This window comes from Aeromicrobium sp. 636, assembly GCF_024433585.1.
In the GTDB taxonomy this organism is placed as follows: Bacteria; Actinomycetota; Actinomycetes; order Propionibacteriales; family Nocardioidaceae; genus Aeromicrobium; species Aeromicrobium senzhongii.
Window position 1 is genome coordinate 14,018 of sequence record NZ_WNJU01000006.1, and the last position, 12,835, is coordinate 26,852.

The following is a 12,835-nucleotide window of genomic DNA, read 5'->3' on the forward strand; positions in this document are numbered from 1 at the left end:
GCATGATCGAAGCACACTCCCTGACGAAACACTACGACGACGCCGTCGCCGTGGACGGGATCGACCTCGTGGTCCGGCCGGGATACGTCACCGGCTTCCTCGGACCCAACGGCGCCGGCAAGTCCACCACGATGCGCATGATCCTCGGCCTCGACCGACCGACCTCCGGGACCGTCACCGTGAACGGACGGTCCTACACCGAGCTGGCCGCGCCCCTGCGCGAGGTCGGCGCCCTCCTCGAGGCGAACGCCCTGCACCCCGGGCGCACAGCTCGCCACCACCTGCGGCAGCTGGCCACCAGCAACCGCATCCCGGCGTCACGGGTCGACGAGGTCCTCGACCTCGTCGGACTGAGCGACGTCGCCGATCGCCGGGCCGGGACGTTCAGCCTCGGCATGGGCCAGCGGCTCGGGATCGCCGGCGCCCTCATCGGCGACCCCGCGGTGGTCGTCCTGGACGAGCCGGTCAACGGGCTCGACCCGGAGGGCATCCGCTGGGTGCGATCCCTGGCACGCCGGTTGGCCGACGAGGGCCGGACGGTCTTCATCTCCAGTCACCTCATGAGCGAGATGGCCCTGATGGCCGATCACCTCGTCGTGGTCGGCCGCGGGCGGATCCTGGCCGACTGCTCGATGGAGCAGTTCATGCAGGACCACGCCACCTCGACCGTGCGGGTGAGGACCCCGGACCCGGCGGCCGCGGCGCACGCCCTGCCGCGGGCCGAGCTCGCCCGCGAGGGCGACGCCCTGGTCGTGCGCGGGATGGGCGCCGCCGAGATCGGCGACGCCCTCTTCGGCGCCGGGGTGCGGGTCCACGAGCTCGCCCCCCAGCGGTCCTCGCTCGAGGACGCCTTCATGACCCTGACCGCCGACGCGGTGCAGTTCCACACCGCGTCCCACACTCCCGAGGACGTGCCCGCATGACCACCGTGACCGCTCCCGCAAGCGCGGGACCCACCTGGCTCGACGCCGTCCGCGCCGAGCGACAGAAGCTGTTCAGCGTCCGATCCACGTGGTGGACGCTGGCCGCGATCGTGGTGCTCGGCGCCGGGCTCACCACGATCATCTGCGCGGCGAGCGCCGATTGGCTCGCCAGTGACGACGCCGACGAGGCGGTCGGCTCCTTCATCACCTGGGGCATGATGATCGCCCAGGTCGGCGCCGTCGTGCTGGGCGCCCTGGCCGTCACGACCGAGTACGGCTCGGGACAGATCCGATCCACGTTCGCGGCGACGCCGTCGCGCGGCCGGGTGCTGGCCGCCAAGGCCCTCGTCGTCACCGTGGTGCTGTTCGTCGCCGGCACGGTCACGGCGCTGCTCGGCTACGTCGGCGGCAACTGGTTCCTCGACCGCGAGGGCATCGGCATGGCGCTCGAGGGGGACGTCCTGCGCTCGATGTACGGGTCGGGTCTGTACCTGGCCGGCCTCGGACTCATGTCCGTGGGCGCCGGCTTCATCCTGCGCCACACCGCCGGGGTCATCTCCCTGCTGCTGGCCCTGGTGTTCGTCCTCTCGGCCATGGCACCGCTCATCCCCGGTGTCGTGGGGGAGTGGATCGAGAAGCTCATGCCCGGCAACGCGGGCGCCTCGATCGCCACCCCGGTGACGTTCAACCCGGGACTGCTCGATCCCTGGCCCGGGTACGGAGCCTTCGTGGTCGAGATCGCCGTTGTGCTGGCCGTCGCGTGGATCCTGGTGAAGCGGCGCGACGCCTGAGCCCCTTCGGGAACGACATCGCGCCAGCGCCCCTGAGGGGCACTGGCGCGATGTCGGATGAGGGCCGTCAGGCCTTCGTGTCGTCGCTCTCGACGTTCGACGCGTCGGTCGCCGATCCGCTCAGGTCCTCGCCCGAGGGGTTCGCCTCGCTCAGGGGCGCGGCGTCCTCGGAGACCGGATCGGGTGCCGGAGCATCCTCGACGGGCGTGATGGCCGCCAGCTCCTCCTCCTCGGGGGTGGGCTCGGCGTGCTTCTCGGCCGGGATCTCGGGCCTCGGGTCGTCGTACACGACCGACTCCGCGTCGGGGTTGGTCGTGTCGCCGCTCTCGGGGTGCGGCTCCGGCTTCGGCTCGTCCTCGGCCGCCGTGTGGGGCTTCGGCTCGTCCTCGATCGAGTCGAGCAGCGACGGCTGCTCGTGCTCGGTCGCCGGCGTGGCGTCGGCCTTCGGCTCTTCCTCGGGCGTCGGCTCGGCCGCGGGCTCAGCATCGGCCTCGGGCGTCGGCTCCGCCTCGGGCTGGTCGGCCTCGTCCTCGGAGTCGAACTCCGGCTGCGACACCGCGGTGCCGACGGCCTCGGGCTCGGGATCGGACTGGGCCGGCTCGTCCTCGGGCTCGGTGGCCACGGAGACGGGCTTGGTGCCCTCGGCGTCGGCAGCGCCCTCGGGCGTCGCGTCCCCGGACTCGAAGATGCCGCCCGCCGTGCCCTGGTCGTCGACCGCGATGTTGTGCTTCGCGGCCACCTCGGCGTCCGCGGCCCGGCTGTCGCCCTCGGGGTTGTCGAGGTCGTCACCGGCGTCGGTGGGCGCCTCGGCGGACTCGTGGGCGTCGGCGGCAGCGCCGACGTCCTCGGTGTCCGTCAGCGTGCCGGCGTCGGCCGTCGCCTCCGGGCCCGGCTCGGCGTCCTCGGGCTCGTCACCCGCAGCGTGCGAGTCGGCCGCCGCGGCGGCGAGCGCCTCGGCCTCGGCCACGACGTCCTCCTCCGAGCGCTTGACGGCCTGCAGCAGCAGCTGCGCCACATCGAGCACCTCGACGTTCAGCAGCGACTCGTCGTCGGCCTGCTTGGCGGTGAGGCCGTCGGCCAGCATGACGCGGCAGAACGGGCAGCCCACGGCGATCTTCTCGGCGCCCGTACCGATGGCTTCCTCGGTGCGGTTGATGTTGATGCGCGAGCCGATCTTCTCCTCCATCCACATGCGGGCGCCGCCGGCGCCACAGCAGAACGAGGTCTCCTTGGCGCGATCCATCTCGACGTAGTCCGCACCGGTCGCGCCGATCAGCTCGCGCGGCGGCGAGTAGACTTGGTTGTGGCGGCCCAGGAAGCACGGGTCGTGGTAGGTGACCTTCGCCGCGGGAGCGGCGGGCGCGACCGGCTTGAGCTTCTTCTCGCGCACGAGGCGGTTGAGCAGTTGCGTGTGGTGCACGACCTCGAGCTCGACGCCGAGCTCCTTGTACTCGTTCTTCAGCGTGTTGAAGCAGTGGGCGCAGGTCGAGACGACCTTCTTGACGTTGACTTCCTCGAACGTCGCGACGTTCTCCATCGCGAGCTGCTTGAAGACGATCTCGTTGCCGGCGCGGCGAGCCGAGTCGCCGGAGCAGGTCTCGCCGTCACCGAGCACCGCGAACGTGACGCCCGCGATGTCCAGCAGCTCGGCGACCGCCTGCGTGGTCTTCTTCGCGCGGTCCTCGAACGCACCGGCGCAACCGACCCAGAACAGCCACTCGACCTCGTCGAGGGACTCGACGTCGACGCCGACCTGCTTGACCTCGAAGTCGAGGTCCTCGGCCCACTTCATGCGGTCGCGCGGGTTCATGCCCCACGGGTTCCCCTTGCGCTCCAAGCCCTTGAAGATGTTGTTGAGCTCGGTGGGGAAGTTCGACTCGACGAGCACCTGGTAACGACGCATGTTGTCGATGTGGTCGACGTGCTCGATGTCGACCGGGCACTGCTGGACGCAGGCGCCGCAGTTGGTGCAGGACCACAGGACGTCGGGATCGATGACGCCGAAGAGGTCCTCGGTGCCGATGAGCGGACGCTCGAGCTCGCGCTGCTGCTCCTCGGTGAGCGTCTCGGGATCGGCGCCCAGCAGGGGGACCTTGGCGTACGCGTGCTCGCGCAGGCCCATCATCAGCAGCTTGGGCGACAGCGGCTTCTCGGTGTTCCACGCGGGGCACTGGCTCTGGCAGCGGCCGCACTCGGTGCAGGTGGAGAAGTCCAGGATGCTCTTCCAGGAGAAGTCCTCGACCTTGCCGACGCCGAGCTTCTCGAACTCCTCCTCCTCCATGTCCTCCATGGTTTCGAGGTCGAGCGGCTTGCCGCCGACGTAGAGGGGGACGAGGGCGCCCAGCGCGGTGCTGCCGTCGGCCTCGCGCTTGAAGTAGATGTTGAACCAGGCCAGGAAGCGGTGCCAGGCGACACCCATCGTGAGGTTCTTGCCGATGACCATCAGCCAGACGGTGGCCGAGACGACCTTGACCACGGCGATGATGGAGATGGCGGCCTCGAGGCCGGTGACGGACAGGCCGGACCAGAGAGTCTCGCCGATCCAGCTCGTGGTGGGGAAGTGGAAGGCGCTGGCATGGCTGTCGCCCTCGAGCTTCATCAGCTGGTACTCGGCGCCGCGGATGAGGATGCCGGCGCCGCACTCGAGCGCCACCATCGCCTCGACGAAGTAGGCCTGGCCGAAGCGTGAGCCGAAGAAGCGGCTCTTGCGGCCGAGGTTGCGCGGGTGGTTGCGCTGGCGGATCACGATGAGGGCCGCGATGCCGATCAGGCCGAGCCAGGAGATGGCCTCGCTGACCCACTCGAAGAGGAAGAAGTGTCCGATCAGCGGCAGCACCAGGTGCGGGTTCCAGACCTGCAGGTACGCGGTGGCGACCGCGGTGCTGAGGATCAGGAAGCTGAAGAACACCGCCCAGTGCAAGATGCCCACCCAGTGCCACTGGAGCATGCGGGTGTGACCGAGAGTCTCGACCAGCATGTTCTTGGTGCGGCTCTTCGGGTTGTCGGTGCGTCCGTACGCAGGCGTGCCGGCGCGGATGACCCCGAGCATCCGCTTGACGCCGGGTGCCAGGTAGTACACCGCCAACGCCGTCGAGACCACAGTGATCACGCCGGCGATGATGTTGATCGGTTCCATGCCGATTCCTCTCGCGGTTCAAGCAGTTTGTGCTGACCCTAATCTGCGGCGATCAGCGTTGCTGAGTTAGGCCTGCCAAAGGCCTGCCCAGATGTTACCTGCGAGTAGCAACAGGCACGAGCGCGATCGCGAACAGGGGGAAGATCGCGGCTCCCGCGAAGGCCCAGCCGTAGCCCGCATGTTGGATCACCGCGCCCATCAACGGAGGCACCGCCGCGGCCGTGAGGTACTGGCCGGTGTTCTGGATCCCGAAGGCGCGTCCCGACCACAACGGGCCGGCGATCTCGGCGACCGCGGTGAACGCCAGCCCGTTGGGCGCCACCGTGACGACGGCGGCCACGACCATGACCGCGATGGCCAGGGGAGTCGCGTCGAAGGCCGCGAGGGCGACCATCACCACGGTCGCGGCGGTCGCGACCTGCCGCATCGGGCCGAGGCGGTCGCCGACCCGGTCCGACCACCAGCCGGCGCCGACGCGTCCGGCCGCCCCCAGTACTTGGGATCCCGCGTAGAGCGCTCCGGCGGCCGCGGCGCTCCAGCCGTGTCGGTCGATCAGCCACAGCAGCATGAAGCTCCAGACCACGTACTGCGGGATCACCAGCAGTGCCGACGCGGCGTGGATGCGCACCAGGCGGACGTCGCCGCGGTAGGGGTTCGCCGCGGCCACGGGATCGGAGCTCCGGGGCCGCGGCGGATCGACGACGGTGAGCCCGACGAAGATCGTCGAGACGACGGCCAGGCCCACGCACAGGCCCACGACCGAGGCGATGCCGCGCTGGTCGGCCCAGCCCGGGACGACGAGTGCCGCGAGGCCGACGCCCAGCGGGAGACCGGTCTGGCGGATGCCCATCGCCAGCCCGCGTCGCTCGGCCGGGAACCACCCGACGACGAGGCGGCCGCTGGCGGAGTTGGAGCTGCTCGCCCCCACGCCGCACAGGGCGAACCCGGCGGCCAGGAGGGTCGCCTCGTCGGCGCGCGCGCCGGTCAGGGCCACGGTGCTGCCGGCCACGAGGATCAACAGTCCGGCGGTCAGCGAGATGCGCTCGCCGACCCGGTCCACGACCGCGCCCCAGGCCACGAGCGTCAGCAGGGTGCCGACGGTCGGGGCGGCGGCCAGGCCACCGCTCGCGACGAGCGACAGGCCCTGGTCCAGGTGCAGGAACGGGATCAGCAGCAGCGGGGTCGAGACGATCGCGGTGGCCGTGACCTGGGCGGCCATCGCGGCCGTGAGCATCAGCCAGGGGTTGGGGCGCCGCCCGTCCACCCGCCCGGTCACATCAGAGCGCCGAGGTGCGCCATCGCCTGCTGCAGCAGGATCCCGCGGCCGCCCTCGAGCTCGTCGAGGATCGCGGGGGAGAGCGCCTCCTGCGGCGTGAGCCAGCTCAACTCGAGCGCGTCCTGGCGGGGATCGCACTCGCCGGTGACGGCCACGACGTACGCCAACGCGACGGCATGCTGGCGCGCGTCGTGCAGCGGGGTGATTCCGGGCATCGGGAAGTACTCGGCGACGGTGAACGGCACGATGTTCGCCGGCAGCTGGGGGAACGCCGTGGGGCCGAGGTCCTTCTCGAGATTGCGCATGAGCGCCGAGCGGATCGGCTCGCCGTGGAGCACCCGGCCCGACACGAAGGAGCGGGCCAGTGAGCCCGTGGTGGCCGAGCCGCGCAGCAACAGGCCGACCTGCTCGACCTGGCCGAGACTGTCGAGCCGGACGGGCACCGCCTCGACGTACAGGATCGGGACGCGAGAGCGGGTCTCCTCCAGCTGGAACTCCGAGAGCCAGCCGGGATTCGGATCAGGGGTACGCACGGAGGGCATGGGCCCATTGTGGTCGATCCGGGGACGACGGCAGGGCGAGTCGTCTTGCAAAAGATGTTGTCACTGGGAGTTACAGCACTTATGGTGAGGTGGATCACACGCCGTGTTCGGCCTCGTGTCCGTTGCGCAGGCCATCGATGAGGGGATTCATTTCGTGACCTTGCTCCAACCGTCCCGCCGCATCAGTGCCGCTGCCGCCGCCTGTGCCGTGGTGCTCGTCGGTGCCGTCGGTGGCGGCGTCTTCAGTCCTGCCAGCGCCGACACCACGCTCGACAAGAGCTTCGACTACATGTGTGTCGTCAAGGCCGGTGGCCTCAACCTCGGCAACCGTCCCGTTGGCGTGCGCGCCCAGACGACGGTGCCCGAGAGCGTCAGCCCCGGTGACAAGATCGCGCCGACCCCGGTCACCATCACCCTCGCGATGCCCGAGGTCCTGCGCTCGTCGACGGTGGACCTCGTCGGTGGCGTCGCGGCCAGCGGTGGGTCGACCGACTCGGTCGTGACTCTCACGACCGGCGGCCAGACCACCTCCGTGGCGATCCCCAACCTCTCCTCGCCGCGCCGGGACATCCCGCAGGAGGAGAACGCGCCGTGGACGATCCCCGCGGCGGGCACCGTGCCCGAGATCACCGTGCCCGACTACGCCGTGGACAAGGTCGACGTCGGCCTGCCGGCAGCGTTCAACGTCGTCGCGACGATCTACACGGCCGCCCCCGCGCCCGACGACCAGGTTCCGGCGACCCTGGCCTGCACCGCCGTCGCCGGCAAGGACCTGACCCTGGGATCGATCGGCGTCACGCCGACGACCGAGCCGACGACGGATCCCACGACGGAGCCGACGACGGAGCCGACGACCGAGCCGACGACGGAGCCGACGACCGAGCCGACGACGGAGCCGACGACGGAGCCGACGACCGAGCCGACCACGGAGCCGACCACGGAGCCGACGACCGAGCCCACGACGGAACCGACGACGGAGCCGACGACCGAGCCGACCACGGAGCCGACGACCGAGCCGACCACGGAGCCGACGACCGAGCCGACCACGGAGCCGACCACGGAGCCGACGACCGAGCCCACGACGGAACCGACCACGGACCCGACTGACCCGCCGCCCGCCGGTCCGGTGGATCTGTCCAAGAGCTTCAACTACGAATGCAAGGTCACGGCCGGCGGCCTCAATCTCGGCCTCCACGAGGTCGGAGTCCTCGCCGAGACGACGGTTCCGGGGTCGGTGCGTCCGGGCGAGGTCATCTCCCCGCGTCCGGTCGGCATCACGCTGACGATGCCCGAGAAGCTGCGCGCCTCCACGGTGGACCTCCTCGGAGGCGTCGCGGCCGAAGGTGCCTCGACGGACTCGTCCATCACCCTCACCACCGGGGGACAGACGTCGACCGTGGCGATCCCCCGACTGGCGGCGCCGCGTACCGACATCCCGCAGACGACGAACGCGCCGTGGCTGATTCCCGCCTCGGGCGAGGTCCCCGCGATCACCACGCCCGCCTCGGCGGTCGGCACGGTCGAGTTGGGCATGCCCCAGGGGTTCACGGTCAAGGCGACCATCCATCCCGCGGCGGGCGAGACGATCCCTTCGGACCTGACCTGCACGGGACCGGCTGACCTCGATCTCGGCAGCATCCCGGTCAACGGCGACCCGGTCACCTCCCCGACCTCGGAGCCCACGTCGCAGCCGACCTCGGAGCCCACGTCCGAGCCGACCAGCCAGCCCACGTCGGAGCCCACGTCGCAGCCGACGTCCGAGCCGACCGGCCAGCCCACGTCGGAGCCGACCACGGAGCCCACGGACGGAGCCGGAAGCGAGGCGCCGGAGCTCATCAGCTCCGACGTCGTGTCGCCCGGTGACGTGCTCACGTTCTCCTTCGGGCAGAACTGGGTCGGTCGCGAGGTCGCCTTCGAGCTGCACTCCGATCCGATCGCCATGGGCACGCGGACCGTGGACGTGTCGGGCCACGCGTCCGTGCGCGTTCCCGAGAACGCGCCGCTCGGCGAGCACACGGTCGAGCTGGCGAACAACGGTCGTGTCATCGCCGCGATCCCGATCGAGATCGTGGCCGCCGATGCCGGCGGCGATGACGACTGGTCGAACGACGACGCGTACGACGACTCCGACTGGCTCGCCTCCACCGGCGGTCCGAGTGCCGGCCTGGCCGCCCTCGGTGGCGTCCTGGTCCTCGCCGGTGCGGGTGTCGTGCTGATGCGCCGCAGGGCACGTCGGGACTGAGTCCGTAGGAACGAGGCGGGGGCGGATCTTCGGATCCGCCCCCGCTGACGTCTGCGCCGGGAACGGTTAGGCTGGCCGAACACGACAGGGGAGCGCCATGCAGAGGGCGCTGAGAGTGCGGAACAGCCGCAGACCCTTGAACCTGCTCCGGTTAGCACCGGCGAAGGGAGTCACGATGACATCTGCCATCCGTTCCACCTCCATCCGATACCGGACGCTCGACCTGGTCACGATCGCCATGCTCGGCGTCGCGTTCGGAGTCGTCTTCTGGGGATGGGGCAAGTTCTACGACGTGATCGACCTGGGCGCGGCGGTGGGCTTCAAGCCCGCGACCGGCCTGCTCGCCGGGATGTGGCTGATCGCCGGTGTCGTCGGCGGGCTCATCGTCCGCCGGCCCGGCGCGGCCTTCGCCACCGAGATGGTGGCCGCCATGATCTCGATGTTCGTGCTGGGCGGCACCGCCTGGGGCGGCACCGTGTTGCTGTCCGGCATCGTCCAGGGTCTGGGCGCCGAGCTGATCTTCGCCCTGTTCCTCTACCGCCGCTTCGACGTCGTGACCGCGATGCTCGCCGGTGCTCTCGCGGCCGTCTTCGCCTGCCTCTACGAGTGGCAGTACTACTGGCCGGACTGGGACCTGCAGTGGCGCCTGGCCTACCTCGGCTTCTTCACGGTCTCCGGCATCGTCATCGCCGGTCTCGGCGGTTGGCTGCTCGTCCGCCGGCTGGCACAGGCGGGAGCGCTCGACTCCTTCCCTGCCGGCCGACCGTGACGCTCGCGTTCCGCGACTACTCCTGGACGCCGTCGCACGCGTCCCGGCCGGTGCTCGCCCGACTCGACCTGACGGTCGAGCCGGGTGAGCGGGTCCTGCTGGTGGGCCCGAGCGGCTCAGGCAAGTCCACCGCCCTCCATGCGGCCGCCGGCGCCCTGGGCGCGACGCTGGTGGGCGAGTCCAGTGGGTCGGTCGAGGTCTCGGGCCGGATCGGCATGGTCACCCAGAACCCGTCCTCGTCGATCGTCGCGGACCGGATCGGCCGGGACGTCGCCTTCGGGCCCGAGAACCTGGGTCTGCCGCGCGACGAGATCTGGCGGCGGGTCCGGGCCGCACTCGAGTCGGTGAGCCTGCACCACGAGCTGGATCGGTTCACCAGCGCGCTCTCGGGCGGTGAGCGTCATCGCCTCGCCCTCGCGGGGGCACTGGCGACCCGACCCGACGTGCTGCTGTTGGACGAGCCCACGTCGATGCTCGACCCGGACCTCGCGGCGGAGGTGCGGGACTCCGTGCTGCGCGTCGTCGGCGATCGGACGCTGATCGTCGTCGAGCACCGTTTCGAGCCCTGGCTCGACCACGTCGACCGGGTGATCGTCCTCGATGCGGGGCGGGTCGTCCTCGACGGCTCGGTGGCGGAGTTCCTGGGTGCGGCGGTGCCGGACGCACTCTGGATGCCCGGGCGTCCCGTGCCGGTGCCGGCGACGATCCCGGCGGAGCTGGTCCGGCCGGTCGTCGAGGCGACGGTCGAGGCGCGCGACCTCGTGATCGACCAGGTCACCCGCACGCTGCGGGGCACCGAGCGCACGCGCGCGGTCGATGCGATGACACTCACCCTCTCGCCGGGCACGACCACGGCGCTCGTCGGGCCCAGTGGTGCGGGCAAGTCCAGTGCCCTGCTGGGCCTGGCGGGACTGTTGGAACCCGTGTCGGGGCACCGGACCGGGCCGGACGAGCTCGGGTGGTGTCCGCAGGATCCGGAGGTCGGCTTCGTCGCGAGGTCCGTGCGCCTGGAGCTCGAGGCCACGCCCCGTGCGCTGGGTCGCCCGGTCGACGTCGATGCGCTGCTCGAGGTCATCGGCCTGCCCGGCCGCGGTGACGACCATCCGTACCGGCTCTCCGGCGGGGAGCAGCGTCGTCTCGCCCTCGCCGCGGCGGTGGCGCACCGGCCGGGCCTGGTGCTCGCGGACGAGCCGACGGTCGGGCAGGACCGGGGCACCTGGGCCGTCGTCGCGGGATGGCTGGGCACGGCCGCCGGCTGCGGCGCGACGGTGGCGGTGTCGACCCACGACGCCGACCTGCCGCGAGATCGCGACGTCGTCCTCAAGGACGGGGCGGTCGTCGCGTGACCGGACTGATCACCCGCTTCAACCCCATCGTGCTGGTGGCGATCGCGCTCACGGCGGCGCTGGGGTCACCGGCCATCCGGACGCTGCCGGTCGCGCTGGTGTGCGTTGCCGTGTACGTCGTCACGCTGGCGTTCCTGGTGCCGTCGTGGCGCTACCCCGCGTTGTGTCTGGCTCTGGTCGCGCTGCCGGTCGCCAGCATCACGTGGTCCACCTGGCTGCTCGGCGGACGGGACCTCGAGGTGGCGGCGGTCGCGGGCCTGCGCACCTTCGTGATGACGTGGCCCGGTGCGGTGGCGGTCGGTTACGTCGACGTCGCGCGGCTCGGTGACTACCTCGCGCAGACCCTGCGGTTCCCGGGGCGGTTCGCGGCGGCGCTCTCGGCGGCGCTGCAGCGGGTCACCGGGGTGTGGCAGACGTGGCACGAGCTCGAACGGGTACGGCGGGCGCGCCATCTGCCGCGCCGGCCCGGGGCCATGGCGTTCACGCTGCTCGTCCACACGATGCGCGAGGCGACGCGCACGTCGATCGCGATGGATGCGCGGGGATTCGCCTCGGCTCATCGGCGCACGTGGGCCGAGCCCGCGGTGTGGACCCGACTCGACGTCGCGGCGCTCGCTGCCGCGGCGGTCCTGGGCGCACTCCCCGTGGTGTTTCGCCTCATCGGCACCTGAGGTCACACCCCGGTAAAGTGGCTTGCATCACAGTGCAACTAGAGGTTACAGTCTTCGACGTTGCCCGGGTCACAGCCGAGACCTCCGGGTGATCCGTTGTTCTGAAGCGAGGAGACCCGATGCGCAAGAGCGCCTCAGCAGTACGTCGAGGACTTCGGTTCACCATCGCCACCGGCGTGGTCGCCGCAGGACTGGTGCAGCTGGCACCCACCGCCACCGCGGCCGACGCCAAGGTCGAGCGGGTCGGGTACACCTGCAAGGCGACGAACTCCGTCATCAACACCTCGCTCCAGGGCCCGCAGCAGTTCTACGTCACCGCCGAGACCACGCTGCCCGAGAGCGTGCAGCCCGGCGAGACGGTCGCGGCCACGAAGGCCAAACTGACGCTGTTCCTCCCGCCCAAGCTGGTCAACCGGCTGTACGGGCCGATGAAGGTCCGCAAGGTCAAGGGCGGCTCCATCTCCGACACGATCCTGCAGGCCGTGGCGCCCGGCGTCGGCCTCGTCGAGACGCGCAAGGAGCCGGTCCGCAACCTCCTGGTCAAGAGCTGGGTGGACCTCAAGCCCGACCAGGAGGTGGCGATCGTCGCCGAGGGCGACGTCAGCGCCGTGCCCGTGCCCCAGGTCGACGGTGGCAACGGCCTCATCTACGTCCAGATGCCCCCGTCGTTCGTGCTGAACTCCGAGATGAGCCCGCCGGTCATCGACGCGATCGACAAGGCCGACCTCAACTGCACCCGCGACAAGAGCGACGCCGCCTCGCGCGTCATCGGCACCATCAAGATCGGCGCCGGCTGCAGCGAGGCCGAGTGCCCGCTGCCGGCCGCGGACGCCAACCCCACCAACCCCGGTGGTGATGGCGACACCCCCGGTGACGGCAGCGGCACCGATCCGGAGGTGATCGAACCCGGCGAGCCGGTTCCCGTCACCCAGATCGACGGGTACAACGACGACAACTACGGCGTCAGCTCCGCCGACGCGGCGAGCGGCGGCGGCTCGTACCGGACGACCGAGCTCCCCGCGACGGGCTCACCGTTCGGCCCGGGCCTGCTCGGCGTGTTCGGCGCACTCGTCCTGGCGCGGATCGCGCTCGTCCTCCGGTCGCGACGTCGCAGGGCCTGACGTCCCGATCCTGTGTGG

10 protein-coding genes and 1 riboswitch are annotated in these 12,835 nt (G+C 70.9%); of the genes, 7 read left to right on the forward strand and 3 right to left on the reverse strand.

Annotation, left to right across the window (positions count from 1 at the left end; all coding sequences use genetic code 11):
• The first annotated feature begins 2 nt into the window (after positions 1 to 2).
• Positions 3 to 923, forward strand: coding sequence for an ABC transporter ATP-binding protein (locus GL325_RS15255; protein ID WP_187770106.1), 921 nt, complete (start codon positions 3 to 5; stop codon positions 921 to 923).
• A complete protein-coding gene (locus GL325_RS15260) occupies positions 920 to 1,714 on the forward strand; it encodes an ABC transporter permease (protein ID WP_187770107.1) in 795 nt (264 codons plus the stop codon). The genes GL325_RS15255 and GL325_RS15260 overlap by 4 nt, the downstream gene beginning before the upstream one ends.
• Positions 1,715 to 1,781: 67 nt before the next feature.
• Here the strand turns inward: GL325_RS15260 and GL325_RS15265 are convergent, their stop codons facing one another.
• The 3 genes from GL325_RS15265 to GL325_RS15275 all read right to left on the reverse strand — a co-directional run bounded on the left by GL325_RS15265 (position 1,782) and on the right by GL325_RS15275 (position 6,668).
• Positions 1,782 to 4,850: a heterodisulfide reductase-related iron-sulfur binding cluster gene (locus GL325_RS15265; RefSeq protein ID WP_187770108.1), complete on the reverse strand. Its 3,069-nt coding sequence runs from the start codon at positions 4,848 to 4,850 to the stop codon at positions 1,782 to 1,784.
• Positions 4,851 to 4,944: 94 nt separating this feature from the next.
• Positions 4,945 to 6,126 (reverse strand): MFS transporter, encoded by a 1,182-nt coding sequence (locus GL325_RS15270; protein ID WP_223111346.1) that lies wholly within the window; start codon positions 6,124 to 6,126, stop codon positions 4,945 to 4,947.
• Entirely contained in the window at positions 6,123 to 6,668 is a 546-nt protein-coding gene (locus tag GL325_RS15275; RefSeq protein ID WP_154597482.1) for a DUF4916 domain-containing protein, read from the reverse strand. Before GL325_RS15275 ends, GL325_RS15270 begins: the two co-directional genes overlap by 4 nt.
• 154 nt (positions 6,669 to 6,822) lie before the next feature.
• On the opposite strand from GL325_RS15275, the gene GL325_RS15830 reads away from it, so the two are divergent.
• The 5 genes from GL325_RS15830 to GL325_RS15305 all read left to right on the forward strand — a co-directional run bounded on the left by GL325_RS15830 (position 6,823) and on the right by GL325_RS15305 (position 12,817).
• Entirely contained in the window at positions 6,823 to 8,910 is a 2,088-nt protein-coding gene (locus GL325_RS15830; protein WP_308209246.1) for a PT domain-containing protein, read from the forward strand.
• 76 nt (positions 8,911 to 8,986) lie between these two features.
• Positions 8,987 to 9,096: riboswitch (TPP riboswitch) on the forward strand.
• The gene (locus GL325_RS15290) at positions 9,086 to 9,679 is read left to right on the forward strand and encodes an ECF transporter S component (protein WP_154597483.1); all 594 of its coding nucleotides are present in this window, start codon (positions 9,086 to 9,088) and stop codon (positions 9,677 to 9,679) included. It overlaps the preceding riboswitch by 11 nt.
• On the forward strand, positions 9,676 to 11,025 hold the full coding sequence (locus GL325_RS15295) for an ABC transporter ATP-binding protein (protein WP_187770109.1): 1,350 nt from the start codon (positions 9,676 to 9,678) through the stop codon (positions 11,023 to 11,025). The genes GL325_RS15290 and GL325_RS15295 overlap by 4 nt, the downstream gene beginning before the upstream one ends.
• Positions 11,022 to 11,696: an energy-coupling factor transporter transmembrane protein EcfT gene (locus GL325_RS15300; protein ID WP_187770110.1), complete on the forward strand. Its 675-nt coding sequence runs from the start codon at positions 11,022 to 11,024 to the stop codon at positions 11,694 to 11,696. The genes GL325_RS15295 and GL325_RS15300 overlap by 4 nt, the downstream gene beginning before the upstream one ends.
• Before the next feature lie 119 nt (positions 11,697 to 11,815).
• Positions 11,816 to 12,817 carry a DUF6801 domain-containing protein gene (locus GL325_RS15305; RefSeq protein ID WP_187770111.1) on the forward strand — a complete coding sequence of 334 codons (1,002 nt, stop codon included), beginning with the start codon at positions 11,816 to 11,818 and terminating at the stop codon, positions 12,815 to 12,817.
• The last annotated feature ends 18 nt before the right edge of the window (positions 12,818 to 12,835 follow it).

Coding starts and splice junctions, on each gene's coding strand:
- GL325_RS15255 (WP_187770106.1), top strand. CDS start 3: ATGATCGAAGCACACTCCCTGACGAAACACTACGACGACGCCGTCGCC.
- GL325_RS15260 (WP_187770107.1), top strand. CDS start 920: ATGACCACCGTGACCGCTCCCGCAAGCGCGGGACCCACCTGGCTCGAC.
- GL325_RS15290 (WP_154597483.1), top strand. CDS start 9,086: ATGACATCTGCCATCCGTTCCACCTCCATCCGATACCGGACGCTCGAC.
- GL325_RS15305 (WP_187770111.1), top strand. CDS start 11,816: ATGCGCAAGAGCGCCTCAGCAGTACGTCGAGGACTTCGGTTCACCATC.
- GL325_RS15275 (WP_154597482.1), bottom strand. CDS start 6,668: ATGCCCTCCGTGCGTACCCCTGATCCGAATCCCGGCTGGCTCTCGGAG.
- GL325_RS15265 (WP_187770108.1), bottom strand. CDS start 4,850: ATGGAACCGATCAACATCATCGCCGGCGTGATCACTGTGGTCTCGACG.